Source organism: Nonomuraea longicatena, from assembly GCF_039525605.1.
GTDB classification, from domain to species: Bacteria; Actinomycetota; Actinomycetes; order Streptosporangiales; family Streptosporangiaceae; genus Nonomuraea; species Nonomuraea longicatena.
The window spans coordinates 59,153-84,633 of record NZ_BAAAHQ010000056.1; the positions used below are offsets into that span (position 1 = coordinate 59,153).

The window sequence follows — 25,481 nt, forward strand, 5'->3', positions numbered from 1 at the left end:
TCGCCACTCGTGGAAGGTTCTGATGGAACCCCCCACCAGGTCCTGACCGCACCTTTTCGGGGGTTTTCACAGGGCCTGGCTGAGCCGGGCGGCGCACTCGTAGCCTTGAAGGCATGACCTCGAAGGACGAGAGGGTGCGCGAGTTCCTGGCCACCCGCCGGGCGAAGATCACCCCGGCCATGGCCGGACTGCCCGTGGGGCTCGGTGTCCGGCGGGTCCCGGGCCTGCGCCGCGAGGAGGTCGCGATGCTCGCCGGCGTGTCGGTCGACTACTACACCAGGATCGAGAAGGGCGACCTGTCAGGCGTGTCCGACGACATCCTCCAAGCGGTCGCCCGTGCCCTGCAACTGAGCGACGACGAGACCGCCTACCTCTACGATCTCGCCCGCAGCGCCCTCCGGTCCCCGCGAGCCCGCAGGCAGGCCAGGCCGCCCTCGTCCGTTCCCCAGCAGGTCCAGTTGCTCATCGACGCCATGGGCGCCATCCCCGTCATCGCCCACAACCGGTGCCTGGACGTCCTGGCCGCCAACTCCCTGGGCCGGGCGGTGTTCTCGGTCGTCTACGACAGCCCGACCCGCCGCTCGACCGCAGCGCCCCCGAACCTGGCCTCGTTCGTCTTCCTCGACCCCGCCGCCGACGCGTTCTACAGCGACCCCGGCGACGCGGCCGCCGTGTGCGTGCGCCTCCTGCGGGCCCAGGCCGGAGCCACACCGCACGACAAGCGCCTCGCCCAGTTGATCGGCGAGCTCTCCACCCGCAGTGAGGACTTCCGCCGCCGCTGGGCAGCCCATGACGTGGGCGTGCACCGTGCCGGTGGCAAGACCCTCCACCACCGAGAGGCCGGCGAGCTCACTCTCAGGTTCGAAGAACTCACGTTGGACTCGGCCCCGGCGATCGTCTTGTCGGCGTATGTCGCCGAGCCCGCCTCACCGACCGCGGAACGCCTCCAATTGCTGGCATCCTGGACGGCTACCACGATGACGTCCCGGCGCTGACATAGTGCCCGGCGGCGCGTGGACGCTCCACCAGGTGCGCCACAGCGCGCTCACCCACGCCGCCGAAGACGGCGCCAACACTTCCACCCTGCTCGCCTACTCCGGCCACACCTCCGTCGCCTCGCTGGCCCGCTACGCCAGCGTCTTTCCCGAGGCCCTTGTCCACTGGCAGGAAGGGCGGGACCCCGCCACCCGGCGACGTTGAAACGCCGCAGCACGATGGTCTCGGTAGGCTCCCGGAGTGATCAGGGATGAACACTGGCCTGCTCTGGATTTCTGGCAGCATGCTGGATCGGCTCCGGGGCTGAGGAACTGGTCACAACGGCGGCCTGCACGATCGATCCGTATAAGAAGAACGCCGAGCTGAAGCTGCTGTGGTGGTGCGACTCGGACCAGATTGCGCTGGTCGAGGCGTTCTATGCGCCCCAGCCGCAGGCTGCGGTGGTTCTGCGCCGCCTTCTGCCGCAACGACCCATCCTTCCTGCGATCGCAGGAACACGTTGACCTCAGAAGGCTACGAACTCAGGTCGCCCACCCCGGGATAACCCGCGGATTGCAGATCTTGTCGGACTTGCCTATTAGAGCTTTCCGACCTGCGATTTTGATAGCCGGAAGGCGCTCGCGGCAAACTGTCAATGGCAGTCAGTGACGAGGGTCCTACCGTCGGCGTGTGACCTGGGACTCGGCGGAGCGAGCAGGACGGCACACTGTCGAAGGCGCGGTACCGGAGCGGAGTAGTGCGGCGCCATCGGCCGACCCGATGGCGATGCACATCGGGTCCCTACCCGGCGTCGGTGTCGCCCACGGGGCCGTTGTACACCAGTTTCGTCGTCTCGGCGGGTACGACGATGTCGCACGTCTCCACCACGGTGTCACCCGCGAAATAGCTCCGTTCGACGATCATCACGATCGCGCCGGCACCGATACGCAGCCGTTGGGCCTCGTCGGGTGCGGCGGGGCGAGCCCATACTTCCTCGTCCCAGGCGTCCACCTGGATGCCGATGGCGGCCATGCGGTGGGTGACGCCGAGTCCGGCGGACGGTCCGCCCTCGGGGAAGGCGATCGGTGTCCCCTTCGTCAGCGATAAGGGTTCCCAGGATGTGGACAGCATCCACGGCCCGTCCTCGTCGTGGGTGCTGAACTCGTAGGCGGTGCACATGACGTCGTGCCGATCTTCGTCGGGCTCGCCGAGGCCGAGTCGCTCGCGTACCCCTTCCGGCGCTTGCATCGTGTAGGAGAAGTACTCCCACCGGCCTGCCCGCCCCTGCTCTTCCATCTGCTGGGCGAAGGGGGAGCCAGCCTGCCGCTCGCGGAACCAACTGCGCACGAGGCTTCGCCTCTGCGGTCGGTTGCGCACGAAGGTACCGGCTCCCGGCCGGGAGGTGAGCAGGCCCTCCCGGAGGAGAAGTTGCGTCGCCTCGCGGACGACGCCCTCAGCAGCTTGGTAGTCGGCGGCGAGGTGCTGCCGCGCGGGCAGGCGTGTGCCCGGCGCGAGTTCGCCGCTGGTGATGCGGCGCCTCAGATCTGCGGCAATCCGGACGTAGGCGGGCTGAGTCACCGGTACAGCTTGACAGGCCGGATATCCGGCCTGCAAGCGAGCGTTTACGTGCCCCTGCCACGGCCTATGGCAGGGGCGCGGACGCGTCTACGGGCTCCGGTGACAACCTTGAGGCAGGCACCACGCAGCTTGTCTCGTCGTGCTGACGTACCGATGTGCTACAGATTCCCGTTGCGGATATCGGCCAGGAAGGCTCTCCACTCGCCGGGGGTGAAGGTCAGTACGGGACCGCTTCGGTCCTTGCTGTCGCGGACGGCGACGACACCCGGCAGGTTCGTGGCCACCTCGACGCAGTCGTTGCCGCCGCCGCTGAAGCTGGACTTGCGGAACTCGGCGCCGGACAGGTCAGGGGAGATCATCGTTTCTCCTCACCGCGGCGATGAGCGCCGCGGATTCCTCGGGGGACAGCGCCATCGAGACGAGGCGCTCGAAGGTCAGCATAAGTTGCCGCACCTGATCGGCTGTGGCCCTAGTGTGCTCGCTAGCCCTTCGAGGGCAGACCGTGCGAATGTGCGGGTACCAGGCTCCTGATGGTGCACCCAGCGCGAGCGACACAGCGGACAAATCGCTCAGTTAGCGTAGTTCTCGTGTACTTGAAAGTCTGGCAGCGGAAACACCCCGCGCCGTAGCCTGATGGTGTCGAGTCACCAGGAGGCGCAGGGCATATGGGCAGGGATATCAGCGACCCCCATTCTCAGTCTCCGGCTCTCACGGTCGGACAGCGGATTCGTATAGCCCGTCAGCGCCGTGGGATGAGTCAGGAAGTGCTGGCGGGACTCATGGGCAAATCACCCTCATGGGTTCGGGCTGTGGAGTCGGGTAGCCGACAATCAGACCTTCGACTGTCGATCTTGCTTCACCTTGCGGATGCTCTCCAGATCGAGAACCTGTCGGATCTCACGGGAAGCCAGAGCGTGGGGCTGCGGATGTTCACCGGCCCGGGGCACCCAGCCTTGGTGGAGGTCAGGGCCGCGATCAACGCCGCCCCTCTTCTCAACTCATCAGAGGGGCAGGTGCATCCGCTCGGTGTCCTACGCTCTCGGCTCGATGCTGCATGGCGCACGCGGCATGCTTCACCTGATCATCGCACCGCACTCGGCAGGATCCTCCCGGGTCTTCTCCGCGATGTGCAGTGTGCCGTGAGCACCTACCCTGGCGGCGATCGACGTCGAGCCAACGCCTTGCTCGCCGAGGTCTACGGGCTCGTCCAGATGTACGTTGCCTACCAGCCCGCTCAAGACCTGCTCTGGCGTGTGGCCGACCGTGCGCTTCTGGCTGCGCAGGAATCTGAAGACCCACTGGCAATCGGCTGCGCTGTGTGGTTCCTGACTCAGGCCCATCGAGACACTGGCGACTTCGACGCGGCGCGCGACATCAATGAGCAAGGTATCGCCACTCTCAAGCCTCAACTCGACAGCGCGGGCGTGGATCTGCTGGCGATGTGGGGAGCACTCCACTTCGAGCTGGCCTTCACCGCAGCGCGTCTCGGGGCCGAGGGGGACGCTTGGCGTCACTGGACGGCCGCCGACCGGGTCGCCGAACGGCTTCCACCGACCTACTACAACCCTGTGACATCGTTCAGCCGTGTCATCATGTCAGCTCATGCTGTCACAGTGGCGGTCGAATTGAGCAAAGGTGCCGAATCGGCCCGCCAGTCCAACAACGCGGAGGCTTTCCCCATCCCGTCTAAACCCCGGCGTGGACGGCATCTCATTGAAGTCGCCCGCGCTCACCATCTCCAGCGCAACCATGATGCAGTCCTCGGCACCCTTCAACTGGCGCACCAGACGGCATCCGAGACAATCCGCTACAACGGATTCGCGCGACGCATGGTCTGGGAACTTGTCGATTCTGGTCCTTCGCGCCTACAGGGTCAGGTGCGAGAACTCGCGGTCCAAATCGGTCTGATGGCCTGACCGAAAACAACCGCACACTCTGTGCGGTCGAGCACGGACCCGCCGACTTAGGGTCCTGCTCATGAAACGTGGCATGGCGATACACGAGCTGCGCGCAGCTCTCGTCAATCACGGCGTTGTGACTAGCGACCACGATGTTCAAGTACTGCATGAATGGCACTCAATTCTAGCCATTCGCGCAGACCTTGCTGTTTCGTGCGGTCCTGAATGGTTTCGTTGGCCTGCGCGGCCAACAGGGTGGATGTGGCACGCCATAGATGACCCTGCAGGTGCTGCTCGTCGTCTAGCGCTCTCAACGGTCGATGGGGAAGCCTGCTCGCGGCCGTGGGCACATGTTTGTCATGGTTTCTGCTCGGCGACGTCCATCGTTTATCCCAGATCTGGGGCTTCCGCATGCGGGAGAGCGCAGCACCCCACGTTTCGTTCTAGGCGCGAATAGCGCCTGCGCGGTGCGTGAGTCGCGTGACTATGCACCGCAGCATTCCTACTCATCGAAGCGGCCCCGGCCCGGTGCACGAACACCGGGGGCTCCGGGGCCTTGATCAGGAACAGAGGTCCTGACCCGTGCCCAACACTAGACCAACCGACACAAGCGCCCACCATGACGGAGGACACGGGGTGCCAGACGCCCTCAGCGGCACTCGGATCCTCGTGCCTCCAGATCTTCGCGGAGGGCTACATCACCGCCAAGGGCATGTGCCGACGCTGTGCGGAGGTCGCGATGCCTGCTCTGGACGAGGCGAGCCCCGAGCCGTCGACCTGGCATCCGAACATCGCCGTGTACGTCGGGACTGCGCAGTGAGCGGTGTGGCGCTCGACTTCCGCCGTCTGGCTGCGCGGCAGACCGACGCGGTCCGCGAGCCGTGCTTCACGCGCGAGGGTCCACCGTTGGCGATGGGGTGCGCCGTATGCGGGCATCCGCCCTACGCCCACGGCTGCTCCAGCGTGGGCGCCCATGAGTACGAGGTGCCGTCGGCCGTGCTGATGGCCGAGCGGCTCCACTTGTATACGGCGCTCGGTCTGCACCGGCGGCGGATGTCGGTGGCTGAGTTCCGCCGTGAGCACGTGTGCGCGCCCGCGCCCGAGCAGGTCGCCAGCGAGTTGGAGGCGGTACAGGTCGAGGCCGAGCCTTTCGACGGCCTGGACACTGCGGCGACCGTCACGGCCCCGGATGTCGAAGTGGCTGCCGCGCGGCACACGATGCCTCGTTCTGCCGAGCCGCCGGCTCCGAGCCGCGACGGCGTCGATCGGATTGCTGTGTCACCGCTACGGTCGGGCGGTCGCCGTCGGCCGGTCCTGCGGCGGCCGTGGGCCGACCGATCGGGTGCTTTCCCACGGGCCGGCCGCCTGCAGGCGGCGACCCGAGTCCACGCGCCGGACATGCCGCCCCGTTGGCGCTCGCGTCGGGGGCGGACTTTCCGCCGAATCGGCCTGAGCCGGTCGGATGGCATCAGCGGGAACGGATCGCAGTCACGGGAGAGGTCTCCGGGTGATGGCCGCCACCGGACGGCGGCCGAGTGTCCTCACCCTGGCGTTGCCCCACACGCCCGAGGCCGTGGGGACGGCCCGTCACGCGGTCCGCGACGTGCTTGAGAAGCGTGGCTGGCCGGAAGAGTTGGTCGAGAACGCGGTGCTCGTGGTCTCCGAGCTCGTGACCAACGCGGTCGTCCACGGTCTTCCACCGATCGAGCTGCGGCTGCAGGTGATCTCGGGCTTCGCCGCTGGACGGGTCGCCGATCGCTCGCCGGAGCTTCCCGTTCCGGCCGAGGCCGATGCCGATGGTGAGGGTGGTCGTGGCCTGGCCATCGTGGCGGCCGTGGCCGTCGATTGGGGCTCCTACTTGCTGCCCGAGCGTGGGGGCAAGGCGGTCTGGTTCGAGTTCCGTGGCCCTCCCGACCTGGTGCCCGCCGCGAGACCGTCTCTGGGTCTCCGTCTGTGGGGTGTTCCCGGCCCCGGCAGCGGCGGCCCCTTCCGGGGTGACCTCAATGCCCCTTCGTTCAGCAGCCCGTTCCGGTGGCCGGTCTGAACCGTCCGAGACGTCGGCCCGCCCCCTCTTGAGGCGAGGGACGGCCCGACCCAGCAGAGTGGCCCGCCGTCGAGGTACGGCGGCGGGCCACCCACCCACGAATGAGGTTCACATGGACATGCATCGGCACGCTCCGAAGAACCGCCGGACCCCGCAGAACTCATTCCGGACCTCGGGGTCGGGCGAGCAGGGCGGTGGCCCGGCGGCACCTCGGGTGCATCAGCAGTCTCTCAACTACCGACAAGAGGATGGTGCACCAGTGAGCCGAGGGAGGCAGACCGATGAGTAACGGCGGCGGCGACGAAGCCCTGCGGCATCACCGGGTCCCCCCGCAGCGAGAGCGGCGGGAAACACGGTCAGGCCCGACGAGGCCCGATGGCGCCCGCCAACCCGACTGCCCGCGCGATGACGAGGAGCACCGTGAGACCGGCCGGGTCGCCGCCGAGATGCTGATCACGGAGCGGCGGCCCGGCCCCGGCGAATCCGCCGTCGACCAGGCCAAGAACGACGCAGCCCTGCCTGTCGGCGGTGACGCCTCACCTTCGCGCTCCCGGCGCGACCTCGTGACCGGCCTGCCGATGGTGCCCGCACAGCGCCTGAGCGGGCCGGAGCCTTCCAGAGGGCGGGAGGACAGATGCGGTGAGGAGTACTGTCCGGCTCCGGTCTCGGCGCGGCCGTATCGGGTGAAGTGGCAGTTCGAGGGCAACATGTGGGTGCTTCGGTTCGGGCGGCAGCCTCGGGTTGTGCGGTTGAGCTGCCGCTGCCGGCCGGTGGAGTACGAGGAACTCGCCATCGGTGGACGGCACTGGATCCGCCGTATCGAGCGAAGCGGCGACGGCCTCGTGGTCCATGTCAGTCCCGAGACCGCCAACCGCTGGGTGGACGAACTGTGGGACCAGATCATGTCCGGAGACGCGTGGTAACCGCCTACCAGCCTGGGCTGTTCAGGAAGCGGTGACATGGGCGCTGTCTCACAGCCACGGAACGGGCCGGGCCGTGTATCGGAAGTGGTCCAAGGAGCTCATACCGCACCCGAGATCCACTCCCGATACACGGCCTGGAGCCTTCCGGTCGCTGTCATCTCGTCGGCACCGGGTTCTTGATTTCCCGAATCGGTTAAGGCTCGGGGTGCAGGGGCCGGGAGGCCCTGCTCGGGGTTCGGGGCGAAAGCCCCGATGAGGGGAGCCCGAGCGCGTTAGCGCGAGGACCTCGCAGTTGAAGTGGGGGTCCGGGGGGATCCTCCCCCGGGTGGGCGCTGCCTGGAGCCCTTCGCGCGAAGCGCGCCCTTACGGAAGACCCTGCCTTTGAGGCTCGTGTGCACCCGGCCCAGTGAGCGTTCTAGCCGCCGCCCTTGGAGAAGTGCTGGTAGTCCTTCGTGCCCGACCAGTAGCCGCCCCATTCCCAGCCGACGCTCTGGAACGCCTTCACGACCTTGTCCCCCGGGTTGATCACGCCCTTGGCGTCCAGCGGGCGTTTGGTGTACTTCTTGGCGTTCTGGTGGGCCGTGCTGCCGCTCGCCGTGACGTACGGGTTCTCGCGGGGGTTGATGTCGATCGCCTGTCCGTAGGCGTGCCGTGACCAGTTGCTCGACCCGGTCGCCGCCCGGCAGTTGAAGGCCGAGGTGTTGTTGGCGTCGATCGAGTCGAAGTCGTCGCCCTTGTAGGCGTCGACCAGCTCCATTTTGTAGATCGGCCACCGCCAGTCATACAACTTCCGGAAAACGGTGACGATGTCGTCGGTGACGGTCTTGCGGACGACCAGTTCGCCGACGTGCGGCTTGTCGTCGAACCCCCAGTAGCTCATCCTGATCAGCCGCAGGTCGCCGACGGGCACGGGGCAGCCGGGCCGCCACGAGTACGGAAGCTGCGCCCGTGTCACCGGAGTGACCTTGGCGGCGAAGTCCGGCGGGCCCGGCGTCTGGCTGACCGTGGGCTCCGGCGGAGCGCTCGGGCCGGCCGAGGGCTCCTGGGTGGCGCTCGACGCCGTCGGCCCCTGGGCCGTGCAGGACACCGCCGCCAGCGCCACGACCAGGGCTGATGCACGCTTCATTCCGCCACGATACGTGCACAGGGCGGCCCGGTGGGGTCAAGCGCGTTCCTGCGCGAGTGACTCTTTCTGCCCGGCCTCCGTCACGGACTGGTCGGTACGCAACGGCAGTTCCTTGAGCAACAGCGCGGCGGCGAATCCCACGAGCGCGATCGGCACCCCGACCAGGAAGACGGTCTCCAGCCCCTGGGTGAACGCCGTCAGGACGGTGGTCCGTACCGGCTCGGGCAGGTTCTGGATGTCCTCGGGGCTGCCGAGCGTGCCCCCGGCGGGCAGTTCGGCGCGCAGCCGGGCGGTGAGGATGGCGCCGAAGGCAGCCACGCCGACGGCGCCGCCGAGCGAGCGGAAGAAGGCGACGCCGGAGGTGGTCGCGGCCAGGTCGCGCCGCTCCGAGCCGTTCTGGGCGGCCAGGATGAGCATCTGCATCGACAGGCCCAGCCCCAGCCCCAGGACGGCGACGTACGCGCCGATCACCCACAGGCCGGAGTCCACGGTCAGGCGGGACAGCAGGAGCAGGCCGACGGCCACGATGAACAGCCCGGCGACAGGGAAGATCTTCCAGCGCCCGGTCCTGGAGACGATCTTCCCGGAGACGACTCCGGCGACGAAGAGCGCGACCACCATCGGCAGCGTCATCAGTCCGGAGTCGGTCGGGCTGAGCCCCTTGACGATCTGCAGGTACTGCGGCAGGAAAATCATCGCACCGAACATCGCGATGCCGACGAAGAACGAGGAGACGCTGGTCAGCACGAAGGTCCGGTTGCGGAACAGCCTCGGCGGCAGGATCGGGTCGCGGGCCGACCGCTCGGCCCTGATCGCCAGGCCCAGCATGAGTACGGTCACCACCCCCAACCCGTACGTCCACGCCGAGTTCCACGCGAACTCCTTGCCCCCGAGCGTCAGCAGCAGCATCAGCGCGGTCGCCCCGGCGGTGATCGCGGTCGCGCCCCAGACGTCCACGCTGGAGTCGCGTTTGACGTGCTCCAGCTTCAGATACCGCTGGATCACGTAGAAGGAGACGGCCGCGAAGGGCACGACGACGTAGAAGCACCAGCGCCAGCCGAGCCAGTCGGCGTCCACGATGAACCCGCCGAGCAGCGGCCCGGCGACGGTGGAGAGGCCGAAGACCGCGCCCAGGTAGCCGGAGTAGCGGCCGCGTTCGCGCGGCGAGACGATGTCGCCGAGGATCACCTGCGACAGCGCCGACAGCCCGCCGATGCCGAGCCCCTGGACGGCGCGGGCCGCGATGAGCTGGCCCATGTCCTGCGAGAGTCCGGCGGCCAGCGACGCCGCCACGAACAGGCCGAGCGCGCCCTGGAAGAGGAGTTTCCGGCCGAACAGGTCCGACAGCTTGCCGAACAGCGGTGTGGAGACCGTCATCGTGAGCATGGTGGCCGAGGCCACCCAGGCGTACTGTTCCTGTCCCCCTAATTCGCCCACGATCGTCGGCAGCGCCGTACCGACGACGGAGGTGGAGAGCATCGAGGTGAGCGTCGCGAGCATCAGCCCGGACATGATCTCGATGATTTCTCGGTGGGTGTACTGCCGCCCCGTCAAAGACACCACATCCCTCGATACATACCGAAACTACCCCATGAGTATACGTACGTTTACTAGCCGGGCGGCAAGTGCCCCCATGCGCAGTAGAGTTCGGGGCATGGACGCCCAGGTGACCGAGGCCCGCCCACGTGATCGCGCGGCCACCAGGCAGCGGCTGCTCACGGCGGCCCGCCGGCTGTTCTCGGAACACGGCTATGAGCAGGTCACCGTACGGATGATCGCCTCGGCGGCCGACGCCAACATCGCCCTCGTCGGCCGCTACTTCGGATCCAAGGCGGGCCTGTTCGGCGAGGTGCTGGCGGGCGAGCCCAGCGTCGCCGCCGTCCTCGGCGGCGATGCCGACGGGCTGCCCAGGCGGTTGGCCGAGCACGCCGCCAAGCGCATGCACACCGACCCCGAGAGCGCCATCCTGCGCTCGCTCGAACGCCTCGCCGGCGACCCCGAGATCCAGGAACTCGTCCGCGAGCGCATGCAGTACGCCGTCCTCGACCCCATCGCCGGCCAGCTCGACGGCGGCGACGCGGTGGCCCGCGCCCGGCTGGCGACAGCCGTGCTCGTGGGCATCGGCGCGATGCGGCGCACGCTCGGGCCGGAGGTCCCCACGGACGCCGACGTGGACCGCCTCACGGCGATCTTCACCGCGTGCCTCCGTTAACGGTGTGGCAAGATGCCAAAGCGATCGACAGGAGGAACCTACTGTGCAGGATGAAAACCACGCGACGGCCCGTCTTCGCGAACTTCGCGACAGTATCGACAACATCGACGCGGCGCTGGTCCACCTGCTCGCCGAACGGTTCAAGTTCACCCGTCAGGTGGGCGAGCTCAAGGCGGAGCGCAGCCTGCCTCCCGCCGACCCGGCCCGCGAGGCGGCCCAGATAGAGCGGCTGCAGGCGCTGGCGGTCGAGGCCAAGCTCGACCCCGAGTTCGCCAAGAAGTTCCTGGCCTTCATCATCGAAGAGGTCATCCGCCACCACCAGTCGGCCGCGATGCGCTGATCGATATGCCGCATATCCGGCCGCACCCGGGCTCCACGACGTACGGTGGTCCCATGGGTCGTATCGTCGGACTTGCCCTCGCGACCATCGCGGGGCTCTTCGTCCTGTTCACGTTCATCCTGCCGATGCTGGCGTCGCTGTTCAAGATCGCTCTGATCATCGGAGTCATCGCCCTGATCGCCTTCGTCGCGGTCAGAGTGATCAGCGGATCGTCGTCCTCGTCGCGATGACCATACTGCTCGACCCGGCCTGGCTGGCGGTCTTCGCGACGCTGGCCACGGTCGGGCTCCTCCTGCTGGCCGCGTGGGCGGCCCGGCTGCCGCCCGAGCAGGAGAGCGGCGCGTCCGCCGTCCCGCTGCGCCACGCCCTGCGCGCGACGCCGATACGGCAACTCGACCCCGACGCCGCCGGACGGCCCAGACCACGAGCACCGTCAGCAAGCCCCGCTTCCCGGTAAGCGGGGCTCGCGATCCGGCGAGCCCTTTGTCCTCGTTCCATGCGGGAAGGGCTCATGCTCGACACCATCGTCGGCTTTCTCATCGGTGTGACCGGCGACAACGCCGTCCTGATGATCATTTCACTCACGGCCGCCGTGCGCGCGGCGCTGCTGCCCCTGGCCGTCAAGCAGGCGCGGGCCGTACGGGCACGCGAAAAGCTGGCGCCGAAGCTCCAGGACCTGCACAAACGCCACGGCCGCGACCGCGAGCGGCTGGCCAGGGAGCTCAACGCCCTGTACGCCGAAGCGGGCACCTCGCCGTTCGCCGGGATCGGCCCGGCACTGGCTCAGGCGCCGTTCCTGTTCCTCGTCTACCAGATCGCGACCCACCCGACGGCCCTCGCCGGGCACACCCTTTTCGGTGCCCCCCTGGGGCACCAGGTGGCTTCCCTGGTGACGGGTTTCGGTCTGTTTAGTTGGCCGGTTTTGGTCTTCGGCGTGGTGCTGGTTTTGCTGGCCGCCGTCGCCTGGTACACCGCACGAAAGATCGAAGGTCCGAAGGTTCTCAGGCTGCTGCCGTTCGCCTCGGTGGCGGTGGCGCTGTTCACCCCGTTCGCCGTGGGGCTGTACCTGCTCGTCTCGACGTCCTGGACGGCCGGCGAGCGCGCGGTCCTGGCTACCCGGCCTCTCTGAGAGCGGGCACCTGCCCGTTCGCGACGCCGTTCGGGGCCGGCAGGATCGCCCAGACCGTGGTCGTGTCGCCGTCGTGGCGCACCCCCCAGCTCTCGGCGACATACTCGACAATGCCCAGGCCACGGCCACCGAGCGAGGACAACGTCGGCCGTCCGGCGCGCGGCTCGGTGGCCGCTCCGCCGTCGCTGACGGCCACCTCGATGTGATCCTCCGCCTTCAGCCAGGCCACCCTGACCATCCCGGAGGGCAGTGGGTGCGCGTGGCGCAGGGCGTTGCTCAGCAGCTCGCTCACCACCAGTACGGCATCGTCGATGGCGTTGTCGAAGACGCCGCTCGCCTGGAGATCGTTGCTCAGGCGCTGACGGGCCACGGCGACGCTGGACGGTGCGTAAGGCAGAAGCACCACGCTTGACACACGCACCTCCCCGCTCCCTGTTCCCCCCGAGGGAACTATCCCCGGTACGACCGAAATGCCCCGTTACCCGGTCCCAGAAACCGCATCTCGATCACAGCTTGTACACATTGGACGATAGATCAGCGCATCCGTGACCGCCTCGTTACCGCATCGGTGTGTCGGATCCGATAATGGAATCCTTCACCACCCGTCGCAGCGCCAACCGCATCCTGGTACCCCCACCGGGGCGCGGATGCGCGCTCACCTCACCGCCCTGGGCCCGTGCCAGCGAGCGTACGATGTGCAGGCCCAGTCCCACACCGCCGAACCTGCGCCGATCGCCCGCGTCGAGCTGGACGAACCGCTCGAAGATCCGCTCGCGGTCCTCCGCCCGGATGCCGACGCCCGGGTCGTCCACCACCACGACCACCCGGTCCTCCTCCGTCCACGCCTCCACCGTGATCAGCCCGCCCTTCGGCGAGTACTTGAAGGCGTTCTCCAGCAGGTGGGCGAGCATGACGTCGATCGCCGACGGGTCGCCCATGGCCAGCGGCAGCCCCTTCGGCACCACCACCTCGACGGCATGGCGCTCCGACAGCGCCGGCAGCCCCAGCGTCGCCGCCGCGATGCGCTCGGCCAGGTCGAAGGGCTCGATGACCGGCCGCTCCACCCCCGCCTCCGACCCCTGCAGCAGATGGCCGATCAGCTTGCTCAGCGCCCCGGCCCGCTCGGCGATCATGTGGACGGCCGAGCGCCGCTCGGCGTCGCTCAGCTCCTCCCACCGCCTGTCCAGCGTGCTGGCGAACCCCGACACGATCGTGATCGGCGTGCGCAGCTCGTGGCTGGTCACCGCCAGGAACAGGTCCTTGGCCTCCTCCAGTTCCCTGGCCGCTGTCACGTCGCGGAAGTCGACCACCCGCTCGCCCGTCTCGGCGATCCGCGCGCTCACCACGTCCAGCCAGCGGCCCGATTCGAGCTGGATCGTCAGCGTCCGCCCCGGTGTCGGCAGCGGGAACGGCAGCGGCCCGCCGATCACGGACTCGGCGCCGCAGGACGTCAGCTCCGCCGCCGCCGGGTTCCACTGGGTGACCAGGCCCTGCCCATCGAGTACGGCGATGCCGTCCGCGCTGGCGTCGAAGACCGCCCGCTCGTGCGCCCGCTGCCTGACCGCCTCCTGGTAGGCCATCGTGTTGCCCACCGCGATGCCGGCGTGCCCCGCCAGCAGTTCGAGCAGCTCCAGCTCCACGTGTCCCGGCTTGCGTTTGGAGAACAACGCGTACAGCGCACCGTACGGTCGCCCGCCCACCGCCGCCACACCCAGCGCGATCGTGTGCAAACCCGGCATCTCCGCCCAAACCAGATCACCCAGCCCCTGCGACTCCAGCATGACCGTCTTGCCGGTACGTAAAAGCTTGCCCACCAAACTGGTCCGCAGGTCGGCCGTGGCGCCGCGCAGTGATTCCGGCAGGCGGTCGGCCGCGACCACCCGCAGCCGGTCGCCCTCGATCTGCACGAACCCGCCGGCGTCCGCGCCGGTCAGCTCCGTCAGGCTGGCCGCGATGCGGTCGAGGACGGCGGGCAGTTCGAGTTCGGCGTTGATGTCGCCGACGACGTCGGTGAGCCTGCGCACCAGGCGGGCACGCTGGGCCGCCCGGTCGTCCGCCTGCTGGTCGCGCTGGACCGGATGGTGCATGTGCACGTAGCCGACGACCGCACTGCCCTGACGCAGGGCGCTGGTGTCGACCCGCAGGTCGAGGAGGGTGCCGTCGCGGCGGAAGCGCTTGGTGAGCAGCGAGACCTGACCGCCGGTGCGCACCCGTTCGAGCACCGCGTTGTGCTCGGCGGTCAGCTCCGCCGGCACGATCGGCGCCCTGCGGCCCACCACCTGCGGCGCCGTCCAGCCGAACAACCGCTCGGCCGCCGGGTTCCACGCGAGGACGGTCTGGTCGCGATCGAGGACGACGACGGCGTCCGGCGCGCTGGCGAGCACAGCGGTGGCCAAGGCGTCGTCAACGCCGGCGCGGGTTTCGGCCCTGTCCTCTCCCACCTTTCCATAGTGCACGCGGTGGTGTGCTTTCGTGGTGCGATCCGTCCGATACGCTGCGGTCACGAGCTTTCATGGCGGTGAAGTAGGTGAGGGTATGTCGAGCGGCGACCTCGATGCCCTGCTCAGAGTGACGTCGGCCACATACCAGGGCCAGAGCCCTCCCGACATCGCGTTCGGCACCTACGACGGCGCCGTCGGCAGGCTGGTGCTCGCCGTGACCGGCCGGGGCGTCGTGGCCTGCAGCTTCGGCGACGAGAACACGGTGTTCGAGCGGGTCGTCAGGCAGGTCGGCTCCTTCATCGGGCCCGACGCCAGCCGGCTCGACCCGGTGCGGCGCGAGCTCGACGCCTACTTCTCCGGCCGGCTGCGCACGTTCACGACGCCGGTCGACCTCGCGCTGGCCACGCCGTTCGCGCGGACGGTCCTGCAGAAGATGATGGCGGTGCCGTACGCGACGACCACGACGTACGGCGAGATCGCCGAGCGCATCGGACGGCCGCGCGCCATGCGGGCCGTCGGCAACGCGCTCGCCGAGAACCCCGTCTGCGTGATCGTGCCCTGCCACCGCATCGTGCAGAGCGACGGCGGGCTCGGCGACTACGCCGGCGGGCCGGCCGCCAAGCAACGGCTGCTCACTGTCGAGAACCGCGCCGAGAACCGTCCCGAGAACCGCGCCTCAGGCCGCCGATAGCCAGCGTCACGACCACGGCCACGATCGCCGCGCCGAGGGCGCCGTTCATCCACGGCTGCCTGACCGCCTCGCGCAGCGGCAGCCAGATCCGGTCCCACGCCTCCACCGTCGGCGTACCGGTCGTCACCCAGTAGGCGGCGAAGCCGAGCGCCCACGGCACCAGCATCGACCAGCGGGCCGGGGCGTCCTCCTCTGTGTTCCAGCGGGTCCTGCCGCCCAGCAGGAAGTAGTCGACCGCCAGCACCGCGAACATCGGCACGAACACCGCGCCGATCAGGCCGAGGAAGGCGCCGTACGAGGTCACGTCCACGACCAGCGCGATCGCCGTCGTCACCACGCCGATCACCACGGAGATCACCCGCCGGTCCACGCGCGGCATCAGGTTCTGCAGCGAGACCGTCGTCGAGTACACGTTGGCGAACGACTGGTCGGTCTCCCGCAGCACCAGCACCGCGAAGAACAGGGCGCCCAGCGGCGCGGCCACGAACGGCCCGAACACCGCCGTGCCGTCGGCCGTCACGGCCGCGGCGCCCGCCATGGCCACCGCGTACACGCCGAGGCCCAGGCAGGCGACCTGGGCCAGCGTGTAGCCGCCCACCACGCCGGTGAAGGCGGCGCGGCTGGAGCGCGAGTGGCGGGCGAAGTCGGCGGCGATCGGCACCCACGACACCGACAGGGCGATCACGTAGTCGACGGCGGGGGCGAAGGCGCTCCAGTCGCCGCCCGTGTGCGGCGGGGCCTTCGACAGGAAGTCCACGGCGTACCAGACGAGAGCGACGATCACCGCGATCGTGACGTACCTGCGCAACACCCGCACCGCACCCAGCGGCCAGATCGTCATCGCGACGGTGAGGACCCCGGCGGCGACCACCCACACCGCGTACGGCACCGCGTCACCGAAGATGGCCATGGCGCCCTGGGAGATCACCCAGAGCTCGAACGCGCCCCAGCCGATCATCTGGATGATGTTGAGGACGCTGGGGACGTACGACAGCCTGGCGCCGAACAGCCCTCTGAGCAGCACCATCGCGGGCCGGCCGGTCTGGGTGCCGGGGATGGCGGCGAGGCCGACCATCGTGGTGCCGATGAGGCTGCCGACGACCGTCGCGGTCAGTGCGGCGGCCAGGCTCAGCGGGGCGTCGCCGAGGGGGTTGAGCAGGAGGAGCGCTCCGGAGAAACCGAGCAGGCTGACCGCGAGGTTGGCCCAGAGCGCACCCTGGTCGAGGACGCCCAGGGTCTTGGGCGGGGCGCCCTCCAGGGTCAGGGGGACTTCCGCGTGGTGCGGATCGTCGGCGACACGCGTCATCGCGCACACTCCCTACGCCGGCATTACCCGGACAGGTTCATGCGGTCGGCGACAGCCGTAGTCGCCCTCTCAGCCTGGTTGCCCCAAGCTCCCGCGTCGAGTTGATGTTCAGATCCGGGCATCCCCGGCTCGCGGCCCCCATGATGCCCCATACATCCACATTCGGCCACCCTTGGGTGTCTAGTGCGGTGGCCAGACACGTTCGCCGGGTCGGCGACACGCCGGCTAGGGCTCCTGCCACGCCCGGGTGCTCGTTCACCCGCTGGAGCGGAATCCGGCTGGCTGCCTGGCCCGTGACCCGAGCCCGCATCCACAGCGAATGTCAGCCACGAGCAGCCTGACCACTCGGTGAACCTGACTGGTCACCGCATTAGTCTGATTCCTGGACGACTCGGACGGAGGTACGGACGCAATTGAGCGAGATCGACCCGCACATCCACGTCGACCAGAAGGTGATGCAGGCCAGCGCCGGTGGCCGCAACGCGATGGTGTTGACGTTGGGCCTCGTGCCCGACTCTCCGAGCGTCGTCACCACCGGTTGCGGCCTCCAGGTGCCCTACGCGATGACCTCTCCCCGCCCGGAAAGCGTCACCTGCCTCGCCTGCCGGGAACACGCCCACCGGGAACACCTGAGCTGGGCCGACCAGGTGGAGCATCTGAGCCGGTGGCCAGGTACGCCCTTCACCGGCGACCAGGCGGCCAAGGCCGCGCAATGGGCCCGCGACCTCGCGAAGAGGTTCTCCGGCTAGGCGGTGACCACGAACGTTCACTGGGTTTGCTGATCACGCGGCTCAGGTCCGGGGGCGACCCCATCGGCGTTGTTTCTCACTGCGGACCCGGGTGCGTTCTCGCCGTTGCTCGGCCAGCACGTCGGGGTGACGGGCGGGGGTGGTGCCACTGGCGGACGCCATGATGATCAGAGCTCTGCGGACCCGGATCTGCAGCGCCTGGCCTTCGGCGTCGGTTGATCGCCGGGCTCTGACGGGCTCAGCCATGCGCTCTTCCAACTGTCGGTCTCTATTGGGCCGTTACGACAGTGGAGCAGGTCATCACGCGGCGCGAGCCGTACGGCTCGCGCCGAGCCGGTGAACGAATGTGGTCACCGCACTAGATACCGGGGTAAGCGGCGGTGCGCCACCAATCGCCGGCTTTCAGATGCGCGATCAGCCGTGAGTCGGTGACCACCACGTCGTAATCCGCCCCGACGCGCATCTCCTCGCATCGGAGGAAAGCCGCAGCGGATTCAGGGGACATCTGGTTGAACGGCCCCTCGCTCTCCCGGGGAAATCCCCTGCCGCTTTCAGACAGCCGCTCTTCGGCCGCCACTGTGAAGGGGTAGTTGCGCGTCGCAGTCCGCTCCACACTCTCGACGAAGTCGCGATCCACTCCGTCGTCCTCGTCGTCAAGCAGGTCCAGTACGGTCCCGTCCTCTTCCAGATCACGGAGGAAGAAGCTCTTGTCGGGCAGCGGCCAGTGCCAGACGTCCGGGTTGAAGGCGGTTACCCGCAGTTGAATGCGGCGGTGCGCCGGGGCGACGGCCAGCACCCTTACCGCGTAGAGATCGGTCACGACGCCATTCTCTCTTCGGGTATCCGCATGGTCGAAGGAGCCTCCGCGAGCGGAACTCAAGCCGCGCGTCACGATCGGCCCGGAGAGCACACCGCGCCCGCTCTGAACCTCGACGCAATGAAGCCCGCCGGTCCTCGCGGGGGCGGTTCAGGTGCCCGGTGCTGGGAGAATGGGGAAATGACCGTTCCTGAGATCGAGGCCAAAGACGTCCCTGACGACGGCTACCTGCTGGACGTGCGCGAGCAGGAGGAGTGGGTGGCGGGGCACGCGCCGCAGGCCGTGCACATCCCCATGGGCGAACTGCAGGCGCGGGTCGAGGAGGTGCCCGCCGGACAGGCCGTGTACGTCGTGTGCCGCGTCGGCGGCCGGTCCGCGCATGCCGCGGCCTGGCTCAACCACGTGGGCCGCGAGGCGGTCAACATCGACGGCGGCATGTACGCCTGGGAGGCCGCCAAGCGCCCGATGGTGAGCGAGACCGGGCAGCCCCCGTTCGTGGCCTGACGGGGCTATCTCAGGAGCTTCGACATCCGCCGGTCGGCCAGCGGCTTGCCGCCGGTCTGGCAGGTCGGGCAGTACTGCAGCGCGGAGTCGGCGAAGGACACCTCGCGGATCGTGTCGCCGCACACGTCGCAGGGCTGCCCCGCGCGATTGTGCACACGCAGGCCGGACTTCTTCTCGGCCTTGAGATCCTTGGCCGCCAGGCCCCGCGCCCGCTCGACGGCCTCCGCCAGCGTGGCGACGATGGCCGCGTGCAGGTCGGCGACCTGGTCGTCGGTCAGCGTCGCGGCGATCTTGAACGGTGACATCCGGGCCGCGTGGAGCACCTCGTCCGAGTAGGCGTTGCCGATGCCCGCGATCACCTTCTGGTCGCGCAGGAGCCCCTTGATCTGCGACCGGTTGCCGCCGACGATGCCGCGCAGCACGTCCACGGTGAAGGTGTCGGCCAGCGGGTCGGGCCCGAGCGCGGCCACTCCCGGCACCTCCTGCGGGTCGCGGGTGACGTAGACGGCCAGCCGCTTCTGGGTGCCCGCCTCGGTCAGCTCGAACCCGGGCGCCGCGCCGGTGTCGTCGGGCGCGAGCCGCACCCGGACGGCCAGCGGGCCTTTGCCGGGCCGTACGGGCTTGGCGCCGGACAGGTCGTCCTTCCAGCGCAGCCATCCGGCGCGGGCCAGGTGGATGACCAGGTGGAGGCCGTCGCAGTCGAGGTCGAGGAACTTGCCGTGGCGCGCCACGGCGGTCACGGTCAGCCCGCCGAGCGCGCCGGCGGGCGGGTCGAAGGTCTTGAGCGCCTGGATGGCCACCACGTCGACGGCCAGGACGGTGCGCCCGACCGCGTGGCGGCCGAGGAATTCGGCGAGAGATGCCACCTCGGGTAGTTCCGGCATACGTCCAGAGTATGGTCCACAGCCTGTGGAAAACCACGCGGTAGGGTCAAGCCATGAACGTGACGATCGCCGAGGAAGTGCTCCTTATCGCCCATACCGACCAGGAGGGGAAGAGCCTCGTCTCCACCACCCAACTCGGTCTGACGCTCGCCGGTGCCGTACTCGCCGAACTGGCGTTGAACGGCCGGGTCGAACTGTCGAAGAAGCGAGTCACGCTCAAGGACCGCAGCCCGCTCGGCGACCCCGAACTCGACGCCGTCCTCGGGCGTGTCGCCGAGGACGGCAAGGACCGCACCCCGTCATCGTGGGTGCAGAAGATCCAGTCGGACAAGCTCCGCACCCGCCTGCTGACCCGGCTGGCCGACGCCGGGGTCCTCACCGAGCAGAGCGGGAAGGTCCTCGGCATCTTCCCGACCACGCGCTGGCCCGAGGCCGACGGCTCGATCGAGGCCGAGGTCCGCGCACGCGTCGGCGACGCGCTCGACGGAGCCGAGCCCTCCCCCCGTACGGCGGTGCTCATCTCCCTGCTGCACTCGACCGGCCTGATCCGCAAAGCCTTCCCCGGCGCCGCCAAGCGGCGCGTGAAGGAGATCGTCGAGGGCGAGTGGGCCGGCGAGGCCGTCGCCAAGACGATCGCCGGGATCAACGCGGCGGTCATCGTGACCGTCACGACCGTCACGACCGCCACGACGTGACCGGTTCGACCGGCTAGTTGCCGTCGAGGATCTCCTTCGGGACGGGTTTGTCCGCCTTGAGGGCGTTGAACAGGGCCAGCGCCTTCGTACGGTCCCACTTGACCGCGCTGCCGCCCCCGGCGATCTCGTTGCCGCCGAACGGCACAACGGTGGTGACCGGGCTGTCGCCCATCGCGAGGCCCAGCGACAGCATGTCGAAGACGCCGGTGCCGGGATCGACCGTGACCGCCTCGGTCGCGCTCATCGCGAGCGGGATCGAGGTGAACGGGTTGACCAGCACGCCGGGACTGGCGGCCTTCTTCACCACGGCGCTGAGGAACTGCCGCTGCCGCTTCGTGCGCTCGAAGTCGGGCAGCGCGCCGCCCTTGCGGGTGCGGACGTAGCCGAGCGCCTGCGCGCCGGTCAGCTCCTGCGTCCCCTTCTTGAGGTCGAGCCCGGCCTTGGGGTCGTGGATGTCGGTACGGATGTTCATCTCGACACCGCCGACCGCATCGACGATGTCGACGAATCCGGCGAAGCCGATCTCCATGTAGTTGTCGATCCGCAGGCCGGTGTTCTCCTCGACGGTCCGTACGAGCAGCCTGGGGCCGCCCATGCTGTAGGCGGCGTTGAGCTTGTTGCGGCCCTTGCCCGGGACGGTGACCGCCGAGTCGCGCGGCAGGCTGACGACGGTGGGCCGGTCGCCGCCCTCGGGGATGTGCACGAGCATCATCGAGTCGGTGCGCTGGCCTGCGGCGCGGCCGGTGGCCAGCTTCTTGCGCTCGGCCGCGGACAGGCCCTTGCGGCTGTCGGAGCCGACCAGCAGCCAGTTGGTGCCGGGGGTGTCGTCGACGCGTCCGTCGTAGTCGTCGAGGACCCCGTCGATGCCCTGGAGCCGCGAGTCGATCCAGAAGAGCATGCCCACGGCGGCGACCAGCAGCGCCACCAGCACGCCCGCGACGATCCTGACGATCGTGCGGCCGGAGGGGCGGCGCCCGCCGCCACCGGGCCGGCGCGGGTTCGGCAGGGCGGTGCCGCCACCGCCTGAGCCGCCGTGCGACTTCAACGGCCGGACCGCGCCGCCGCCGCCGGAGCGTTCACGACCGTAGACCCGGCCCTTCGACGGGGTGGCGGGGGGAGCCTGGTGGGCCGGAGCCCCTGCCGAGCGCAGGCGGTCGTCGCCCTGTGGGGGCAGCGGGCGGCCTTCGCCCGGCGAACGCATCGGGCGCGTTCGGTCTTCCTGTGACACGTCTGAGTCTCCCCTTCGGTTGCCCTCAACGCTACGTCGAGCCCCTCAGCAGTGCACTCGTCCGGCCAAGGAATCCCCATGGGGAAGTTACCCACCGACCGCGCGAGGTCACCTCGGAAACATCTGACGCCGTCAGCATCGTTACGGTTTATGAACAGGACCGATGAATCGAAGGGAACACTGTGTCCGATCCGGACTCATGGAGTAGCCACCCGTGCGCAGGCACGGGTTCCGTCAAGGGCGCTCACAGGTGAGCGCCTATCTGGGCCTCCTGGCCCTCCTCCTGCTGACCGCCGCGACCGGCTACTTCGTCGCACAGGAGTTCGCGTTCGTCGCCGCCGACCGGAGCCTCCTGCGCGAGCAGGCCGCGGCCGGCGACAAGGCGGCCGAGAAGGCCCTCAAGGTGACCTCCCGCCTGTCGTTCATGCTCTCCGGCGCCCAGCTCGGCATCACCGTGACCGCGCTGCTCGTCGGCTTTCTCGCCGAACCGGCCGTCTCCACGCTCGTCAGACCGTGGCTGGCCGACCTCGGACTGTCCGCCGGCGCCATCACCGGCCTGTCCATCACGGCCGGCATCCTTGTGGCCACCGTGGTCCAGATGATCTTCGGTGAGCTGGCGCCCAAGAACCTCGGCATCGCCCGGCCCGAGCAGGTCGCCAAGTTCCTGGCGAGCTCGACGCTCGTCTACCTGGCCGTCGTCGGCCCGCTGGTGCGCCTGTTCGACTCCACCGCGACCGCACTGTTGCGCCGCCTCGGCATCGAGCCCGTCGAGGAGGTGGAGCACGGCGCCACCCCCGAGGAACTGTCGCGGATCATCGCCGAGTCCACCCAGGCGGGCGAGCTGCCGCCCCGGCTGTCCGAACTGCTCGAACGCGCCCTGGAGTTCGGCGACCGCAACGCCGAGGAGATCATGGTGCCGCGTCCCCGCGTCATCGTCCTGCGCGCCGACCGCCCCGTCTCCGAACTGATCGACACCATGCGCGAGTACGGTCACTCCCGCTACCCGGTCCTCGGCACCGACGGCGACGTCGTCGGCGTCACCGGAGTGCGCGAGCTGCTCGCCTCCGGCCTTGAGGACGGGCTGATCGCCCAGATCACCCGCCCCGCCCTGCTGGTCCCGGACTCACTGCCGCTCCCGCTGGTGCTGGAGCGCATGCGCCAGGCCAAGGACGACATCGTGTGCGTCATCGACGAGTACGGCGGTCTGGCCGGCGTCGTGGCCGTCGAGGACCTCGCCGAAGAACTCGTCGGCGAACTCGTCGACGAGAACGACCCCGAGCCCGCCGGTGCCGTCGAGCACCCCGGCGGCGTCTGGGAGGTTCCCGGCCACCTGCGCCTGGACGAGGTCGAGCGCGCCACGGGCATCGCGCTGCCCGAGAGCGACGACTACGACACCCTGTCCGGGCTGGTGCTGGCCAGGCTCGGCCGGATGGCGGAGCCCGGTGACCGGGTGACCGTCCAGACGACTCCCGACACCGACCCGTTCGACGACGACGAGGACGAGCACGCGGAACTGACCGTGCTCTCCCTCAGCCGCAGAGTCCCCGAGTGGGTACGGCTGGCCCCGCTGCGCCAGGCCGAGCAGGCGGAGGTCGTCCGATGACGATGATCCTCCTGAGCGTCGCCCTGCTCGCCTTCAACGCCCTGTTCGTGGCGGCCGAGTTCGCCTTCGTCTCCGCCAAGCGCCACCGTCTGGAGGAAGTGGCGGTCAACGGCAACCGCATGGTGCGATTCGCGGCCAAGTCGGCGGTGGGCGGCAGCAGGCAGTTGTCCCTCATGCTGGCGGGCGCCCAGTTGGGCATCACGCTCTGCACCCTGGGCCTGGGCCTGGTCACGGAACCGGCCCTGGAGCACGCCCTGGAACCGGTGTTCGCCGCCGTCGGCGTACCCGAGGCCCTGCGGATGCCGATCTCGCTGACCCTGGCCCTGGCCCTGATCACGTTCCTTCACATGGTCATCGGCGAGATGGCGCCGAAGTCCTGGGCGCTGACCCACCCGGAGCGCGCCGCCCTGATCCTGACCCTGCCGTTCCGCGCGTTCACCTCGCTGATGCGTCCGCTGCTCTCGACCCTGAACGGCCTGACCAACGTCATCCTCCGCCTGTTCGGCGTGGAACCCCGCGACGAACTGGCGACCACGAGGACCCCTCGCCAACTGGCCATGCTCGTCGGCGAATCGGCCCGCATGGGCCTCCTGGACAGAGAAGAGCACGACCTGCTGACCCGCGCCCTCCGCCTGGACGACGAGGGCATCGAACGCCTGATGGTCCCCCTGGCAGAAGCCAGCCGGGTCCCGATGACGGCGAGAACAACAGAGATCAAGGAGGCGGCGACCGCCTCAGGCCACCTGCGACTCCTGGTCGGCGAGGAAGACACGATCGACGGCGTCCTCCACGTGAGGGACACCCTGCTACGCCCGGACGCCACGGCGGCTGACCTCGCCAGAGCCATCCCCCGCCTGCCCTGCGTGACCCAGGTCCCGGAAGCCGTAACGACCCTCCAGGAAGCCAGAGCCCACCTGGGCCTGGTGACGAACGCAGAAGGCAAGGTCATCGGCATGGTCAGCCTGACCGACCTCCTGGGCGAACTCCTGGACACAAGAATGCTCGCAGCCTGACCCAGCCAAAGAGCGAAGGGAAGACCACCCAAAAGTACGATCTTCCCTTCGCTCTAGGCGAAACCCATGACAAGCCCCAACCAGCCCAACGAAGGATAAGAACCAAGCAGGCTGGCTGAGCTGAGCTGAGGAAGTTGACCCAAAAGGGCCAGACCAGGGTCTTGGCGCCGGATGGGCGAAGCCAGGGACGAGGCGAAAGCTCCCCTGGGGGTCCGGGGGTTATCCCCCGGGCAAACATGACGAGGGGGCCTACGGAAGTAGCCCATCAGGGCTACGACCACAGACCCCCAGCCAACGAGTGGGCGAGGAGGGATTTGAACCCTCACGTCCTTTCGGACACACGGACCTGAACCGTGCGCGTCTGCCGTTCCGCCACCCGCCCATTTGTGGGTGCGGAGAAACATTAGCACGGAACTACCGGTGGTACTGAACCCGGATACGATCGCATAAGACACGGGAGCGGAGGAGCTGGGCGCGCAGGTCGCGGCCCTCTCCCGCCCCTGTGGAACGGGCGGAGGCCGGGCGTGCACGCGTCCGGGTGGCCGCGGTCATATGCACGGAGGAAGGGAGGTACCCGGTGGGAGTCCTTCAGCGCTTCGAGCGACGGCTCGAAGGCATGGTTGAGGGGGCCTTTGCGCGGGCGTTCAAGTCTGACCTTCAGCCGGTCGAGGTCGCGAGCGCGGTGCAGCGGGAGATGGACGAACGGGCGGCGATCGTCGCCCAGGGTCGCACGCTCGTGCCCAACGACTTCGTGGTTGAGCTGTCCTCGACCGACAGCGAGCGGCTTGAGGTCTACGCCGACAGCATCAGCCACGAGCTGGCCAACCTCGCCAGGGAGTACGCCAAGGAGCAGGGCTACTCCTTCGTAGGGCCGGTCCGGGTCCGCTTCGAGATGGCCACCGACCTGGCTCTGGGCCTGTTCCGCATCCGGTCGGGCGTGATCAGGGGCGCCACGGTCGAGCAGGACGAGATCCGCCAGCCGGCGAGCGACCTGCCCCCGTCGCGCCCCAACGCGTTCGGAGGGCGGCCGAGGCTGCTCGTCTCCACGCAGGACGACCCCCAGGGGGACCGCTCGTACGAACTCACCACTCCGGTGACCTTGCTCGGTCGCGGCACCGACTGCGATCTTCGTCTTGTCGATCCCGGCGTCTCCAGGCACCATGCGGAGCTGCGGGTCGAGGCCCAGCAGGTCTCGCTCGTCGACCTCGGGTCGACCAACGGCACTTTCGTCAATGGCCAGCCGGTACGCAGGATCGAGCTCCAGAACGGCACGCGAGTGACGTTGGGACGCACGACCCTGGTGTTCCGGCGCGATTAGGGGTAGA

Annotated in this window: 28 protein-coding genes, 1 tRNA gene and 1 riboswitch; of the genes, 18 read left to right on the forward strand and 11 right to left on the reverse strand. The window is 68.9% G+C overall.

The window, feature by feature from the left end; genetic code table 11:
* Positions 1–113 precede the first annotated feature (113 nt).
* Together ABD120_RS37505 and ABD120_RS37510 are read left to right on the forward strand one after the other, a co-directional pair.
* The gene (locus ABD120_RS37505; RefSeq protein ID WP_343955129.1) at positions 114–995 is read left to right on the forward strand and encodes a helix-turn-helix domain-containing protein; all 882 of its coding nucleotides are present in this window, start codon (positions 114–116) and stop codon (positions 993–995) included.
* A gap of 4 nt (positions 996–999) precedes the next feature.
* Entirely contained in the window at positions 1,000–1,200 is a 201-nt protein-coding gene (locus tag ABD120_RS37510) for a tyrosine-type recombinase/integrase (protein WP_343955130.1), read from the forward strand.
* 576 nt (positions 1,201–1,776) lie between these two features.
* Here ABD120_RS37510 and ABD120_RS37515 read toward each other — a convergent pair.
* Positions 1,777–2,553 carry a GntR family transcriptional regulator gene (locus ABD120_RS37515; protein WP_343955131.1) on the reverse strand — a complete coding sequence of 259 codons (777 nt, stop codon included), beginning with the start codon at positions 2,551–2,553 and terminating at the stop codon, positions 1,777–1,779.
* Between the two features lie 158 nt (positions 2,554–2,711).
* The gene (locus ABD120_RS37520; RefSeq protein WP_343955132.1) at positions 2,712–2,912 is read right to left on the reverse strand and encodes a DUF397 domain-containing protein; all 201 of its coding nucleotides are present in this window, start codon (positions 2,910–2,912) and stop codon (positions 2,712–2,714) included.
* 306 nt (positions 2,913–3,218) lie between these two features.
* On the opposite strand from ABD120_RS37520, the gene ABD120_RS37525 reads away from it, so the two are divergent.
* From ABD120_RS37525 to ABD120_RS37540, 4 genes are all read left to right on the forward strand, one after another.
* Positions 3,219–4,469: a helix-turn-helix domain-containing protein gene (locus tag ABD120_RS37525; RefSeq protein WP_343955133.1), complete on the forward strand. Its 1,251-nt coding sequence runs from the start codon at positions 3,219–3,221 to the stop codon at positions 4,467–4,469.
* 601 nt (positions 4,470–5,070) lie between these two features.
* Positions 5,071–5,271: a hypothetical protein gene (locus ABD120_RS37530; RefSeq protein ID WP_343955134.1), complete on the forward strand. Its 201-nt coding sequence runs from the start codon at positions 5,071–5,073 to the stop codon at positions 5,269–5,271.
* Positions 5,272–5,961: 690 nt separating this feature from the next.
* Positions 5,962–6,495, forward strand: a complete 534-nt coding sequence (locus ABD120_RS37535; RefSeq protein WP_343955192.1) for an ATP-binding protein — start codon at positions 5,962–5,964, stop codon at positions 6,493–6,495.
* A 281-nt stretch (positions 6,496–6,776) separates the two neighbouring features.
* Complete coding sequence (locus ABD120_RS37540) at positions 6,777–7,418, forward strand: hypothetical protein (protein ID WP_343955135.1); 642 nt, start codon at positions 6,777–6,779, stop codon at positions 7,416–7,418.
* 415 nt (positions 7,419–7,833) lie between these two features.
* Here ABD120_RS37540 and ABD120_RS37545 read toward each other — a convergent pair whose 3' ends face one another.
* Together ABD120_RS37545 and ABD120_RS37550 are read right to left on the reverse strand one after the other, a co-directional pair.
* The gene (locus ABD120_RS37545) at positions 7,834–8,544 is read right to left on the reverse strand and encodes a M15 family metallopeptidase (RefSeq protein ID WP_343955136.1); all 711 of its coding nucleotides are present in this window, start codon (positions 8,542–8,544) and stop codon (positions 7,834–7,836) included.
* Positions 8,545–8,580: 36 nt separating this feature from the next.
* On the reverse strand, positions 8,581–10,107 hold the full coding sequence (locus ABD120_RS37550; protein ID WP_343955137.1) for an MDR family MFS transporter: 1,527 nt from the start codon (positions 10,105–10,107) through the stop codon (positions 8,581–8,583).
* 91 nt (positions 10,108–10,198) lie between these two features.
* Here ABD120_RS37550 and ABD120_RS37555 point away from each other — a divergent pair, with 91 nt between their 5' ends.
* Genes ABD120_RS37555 through ABD120_RS37575 form a run of 5 tightly spaced genes read left to right on the forward strand, consistent with a single transcriptional unit; the run spans position 10,199 to position 12,225 of the window.
* On the forward strand, positions 10,199–10,756 hold the full coding sequence (locus tag ABD120_RS37555) for a TetR/AcrR family transcriptional regulator (RefSeq protein WP_343955138.1): 558 nt from the start codon (positions 10,199–10,201) through the stop codon (positions 10,754–10,756).
* A 43-nt stretch (positions 10,757–10,799) separates the two neighbouring features.
* Complete coding sequence (locus tag ABD120_RS37560; RefSeq protein WP_343955139.1) at positions 10,800–11,096, forward strand: chorismate mutase; 297 nt, start codon at positions 10,800–10,802, stop codon at positions 11,094–11,096.
* 53 nt (positions 11,097–11,149) lie between these two features.
* Complete coding sequence (locus ABD120_RS37565; RefSeq protein WP_343955140.1) at positions 11,150–11,326, forward strand: hypothetical protein; 177 nt, start codon at positions 11,150–11,152, stop codon at positions 11,324–11,326.
* Positions 11,323–11,553, forward strand: coding sequence for a DUF6412 domain-containing protein (locus ABD120_RS37570; RefSeq protein WP_343955141.1), 231 nt, complete (start codon positions 11,323–11,325; stop codon positions 11,551–11,553). The genes ABD120_RS37565 and ABD120_RS37570 overlap by 4 nt, the downstream gene beginning before the upstream one ends.
* Before the next feature lie 39 nt (positions 11,554–11,592).
* Positions 11,593–12,225: a YidC/Oxa1 family membrane protein insertase gene (locus ABD120_RS37575; protein ID WP_343955142.1), complete on the forward strand. Its 633-nt coding sequence runs from the start codon at positions 11,593–11,595 to the stop codon at positions 12,223–12,225.
* On the opposite strand, the gene ABD120_RS37580 is transcribed toward ABD120_RS37575, so the two are convergent.
* Both ABD120_RS37580 and ABD120_RS37585 read right to left on the reverse strand, forming a co-directional pair.
* A complete protein-coding gene (locus tag ABD120_RS37580; protein ID WP_343955143.1) occupies positions 12,209–12,646 on the reverse strand; it encodes an ATP-binding protein in 438 nt (145 codons plus the stop codon). The genes ABD120_RS37575 and ABD120_RS37580 overlap by 17 nt on opposite strands.
* A gap of 136 nt (positions 12,647–12,782) precedes the next feature.
* Positions 12,783–14,666, reverse strand: coding sequence for an ATP-binding protein (locus ABD120_RS37585; protein ID WP_343955144.1), 1,884 nt, complete (start codon positions 14,664–14,666; stop codon positions 12,783–12,785).
* Positions 14,667–14,760: 94 nt separating this feature from the next.
* Here ABD120_RS37585 and ABD120_RS37590 point away from each other — a divergent pair, with 94 nt between their 5' ends.
* A complete protein-coding gene (locus tag ABD120_RS37590; RefSeq protein WP_343955145.1) occupies positions 14,761–15,357 on the forward strand; it encodes a methylated-DNA--[protein]-cysteine S-methyltransferase in 597 nt (198 codons plus the stop codon).
* Here the strand turns inward: ABD120_RS37590 and ABD120_RS37595 are convergent.
* A complete protein-coding gene (locus ABD120_RS37595) occupies positions 15,299–16,663 on the reverse strand; it encodes a purine-cytosine permease family protein (protein ID WP_343955146.1) in 1,365 nt (454 codons plus the stop codon). The genes ABD120_RS37590 and ABD120_RS37595 overlap by 59 nt on opposite strands.
* Positions 16,656–16,768, reverse strand: a riboswitch (TPP riboswitch). It overlaps the preceding gene by 8 nt.
* A gap of 308 nt (positions 16,769–17,076) precedes the next feature.
* On the opposite strand from ABD120_RS37595, the gene ABD120_RS37600 reads away from it, so the two are divergent.
* Positions 17,077–17,412 carry a hypothetical protein gene (locus ABD120_RS37600; RefSeq protein WP_343955147.1) on the forward strand — a complete coding sequence of 112 codons (336 nt, stop codon included), beginning with the start codon at positions 17,077–17,079 and terminating at the stop codon, positions 17,410–17,412.
* Positions 17,413–17,770: 358 nt separating this feature from the next.
* Here ABD120_RS37600 and ABD120_RS37610 read toward each other — a convergent pair whose 3' ends face one another.
* A complete protein-coding gene (locus ABD120_RS37610) occupies positions 17,771–18,232 on the reverse strand; it encodes a hypothetical protein (protein WP_343955148.1) in 462 nt (153 codons plus the stop codon).
* 177 nt (positions 18,233–18,409) lie between these two features.
* On the opposite strand from ABD120_RS37610, the gene ABD120_RS37615 reads away from it, so the two are divergent.
* Complete coding sequence (locus tag ABD120_RS37615; protein WP_343955149.1) at positions 18,410–18,733, forward strand: rhodanese-like domain-containing protein; 324 nt, start codon at positions 18,410–18,412, stop codon at positions 18,731–18,733.
* A 5-nt stretch (positions 18,734–18,738) separates the two neighbouring features.
* Here the strand turns inward: ABD120_RS37615 and ABD120_RS37620 are convergent, their stop codons facing one another.
* Positions 18,739–19,617: an Fpg/Nei family DNA glycosylase gene (locus tag ABD120_RS37620; RefSeq protein WP_343955150.1), complete on the reverse strand. Its 879-nt coding sequence runs from the start codon at positions 19,615–19,617 to the stop codon at positions 18,739–18,741.
* 53 nt (positions 19,618–19,670) lie between these two features.
* Between ABD120_RS37620 and ABD120_RS37625 the strand changes: the two genes are divergently transcribed.
* Positions 19,671–20,312, forward strand: coding sequence for a GOLPH3/VPS74 family protein (locus ABD120_RS37625; RefSeq protein WP_343955151.1), 642 nt, complete (start codon positions 19,671–19,673; stop codon positions 20,310–20,312).
* 13 nt (positions 20,313–20,325) lie between these two features.
* Here the strand turns inward: ABD120_RS37625 and ABD120_RS37630 are convergent, their stop codons facing one another.
* Positions 20,326–21,540, reverse strand: a complete 1,215-nt coding sequence (locus ABD120_RS37630) for an LCP family protein (RefSeq protein ID WP_343955152.1) — start codon at positions 21,538–21,540, stop codon at positions 20,326–20,328.
* Positions 21,541–21,790: 250 nt separating this feature from the next.
* Here ABD120_RS37630 and ABD120_RS37635 point away from each other — a divergent pair, with 250 nt between their 5' ends.
* On the forward strand, positions 21,791–23,143 hold the full coding sequence (locus ABD120_RS37635) for a hemolysin family protein (protein WP_343955153.1): 1,353 nt from the start codon (positions 21,791–21,793) through the stop codon (positions 23,141–23,143).
* Complete coding sequence (locus ABD120_RS37640; protein ID WP_343955154.1) at positions 23,140–24,156, forward strand: hemolysin family protein; 1,017 nt, start codon at positions 23,140–23,142, stop codon at positions 24,154–24,156. Before ABD120_RS37635 ends, ABD120_RS37640 begins: the two co-directional genes overlap by 4 nt.
* Positions 24,157–24,455: 299 nt before the next feature.
* On the opposite strand, the gene ABD120_RS37645 is transcribed toward ABD120_RS37640, so the two are convergent.
* Positions 24,456–24,538: transfer RNA gene (locus ABD120_RS37645), tRNA-Leu, on the reverse strand.
* 195 nt (positions 24,539–24,733) lie between these two features.
* Between ABD120_RS37645 and ABD120_RS37650 the strand changes: the two genes are divergently transcribed.
* Positions 24,734–25,474 carry an FHA domain-containing protein gene (locus tag ABD120_RS37650; protein ID WP_343955155.1) on the forward strand — a complete coding sequence of 247 codons (741 nt, stop codon included), beginning with the start codon at positions 24,734–24,736 and terminating at the stop codon, positions 25,472–25,474.
* The last annotated feature ends 7 nt before the right edge of the window (positions 25,475–25,481 follow it).

What these genes read in the sequence shown, in the direction of transcription:
- ABD120_RS37505 (WP_343955129.1), top strand. Translation starts at nt 114, where the DNA reads ATGACCTCGAAGGACGAGAGGGTGCGCGAGTTCCTGGCCACCCGCCGG.
- ABD120_RS37520 (WP_343955132.1), bottom strand. Translation starts at nt 2,912, where the DNA reads ATGATCTCCCCTGACCTGTCCGGCGCCGAGTTCCGCAAGTCCAGCTTC.
- ABD120_RS37525 (WP_343955133.1), top strand. Translation starts at nt 3,219, where the DNA reads ATGGGCAGGGATATCAGCGACCCCCATTCTCAGTCTCCGGCTCTCACG.
- ABD120_RS37530 (WP_343955134.1), top strand. Translation starts at nt 5,071, where the DNA reads ATGACGGAGGACACGGGGTGCCAGACGCCCTCAGCGGCACTCGGATCC.
- ABD120_RS37535 (WP_343955192.1), top strand. Translation starts at nt 5,962, where the DNA reads ATGGCCGCCACCGGACGGCGGCCGAGTGTCCTCACCCTGGCGTTGCCC.
- ABD120_RS37540 (WP_343955135.1), top strand. Translation starts at nt 6,777, where the DNA reads ATGAGTAACGGCGGCGGCGACGAAGCCCTGCGGCATCACCGGGTCCCC.
- ABD120_RS37545 (WP_343955136.1), bottom strand. Translation starts at nt 8,544, where the DNA reads ATGAAGCGTGCATCAGCCCTGGTCGTGGCGCTGGCGGCGGTGTCCTGC.
- ABD120_RS37555 (WP_343955138.1), top strand. Translation starts at nt 10,199, where the DNA reads ATGGACGCCCAGGTGACCGAGGCCCGCCCACGTGATCGCGCGGCCACC.
- ABD120_RS37565 (WP_343955140.1), top strand. Translation starts at nt 11,150, where the DNA reads ATGGGTCGTATCGTCGGACTTGCCCTCGCGACCATCGCGGGGCTCTTC.
- ABD120_RS37570 (WP_343955141.1), top strand. Translation starts at nt 11,323, where the DNA reads ATGACCATACTGCTCGACCCGGCCTGGCTGGCGGTCTTCGCGACGCTG.
- ABD120_RS37575 (WP_343955142.1), top strand. Translation starts at nt 11,593, where the DNA reads ATGCGGGAAGGGCTCATGCTCGACACCATCGTCGGCTTTCTCATCGGT.
- ABD120_RS37590 (WP_343955145.1), top strand. Translation starts at nt 14,761, where the DNA reads ATGTCGAGCGGCGACCTCGATGCCCTGCTCAGAGTGACGTCGGCCACA.
- ABD120_RS37595 (WP_343955146.1), bottom strand. Translation starts at nt 16,663, where the DNA reads ATGACGCGTGTCGCCGACGATCCGCACCACGCGGAAGTCCCCCTGACC.
- ABD120_RS37615 (WP_343955149.1), top strand. Translation starts at nt 18,410, where the DNA reads ATGACCGTTCCTGAGATCGAGGCCAAAGACGTCCCTGACGACGGCTAC.
- ABD120_RS37620 (WP_343955150.1), bottom strand. Translation starts at nt 19,617, where the DNA reads ATGCCGGAACTACCCGAGGTGGCATCTCTCGCCGAATTCCTCGGCCGC.
- ABD120_RS37625 (WP_343955151.1), top strand. Translation starts at nt 19,671, where the DNA reads ATGAACGTGACGATCGCCGAGGAAGTGCTCCTTATCGCCCATACCGAC.
- ABD120_RS37640 (WP_343955154.1), top strand. Translation starts at nt 23,140, where the DNA reads ATGACGATGATCCTCCTGAGCGTCGCCCTGCTCGCCTTCAACGCCCTG.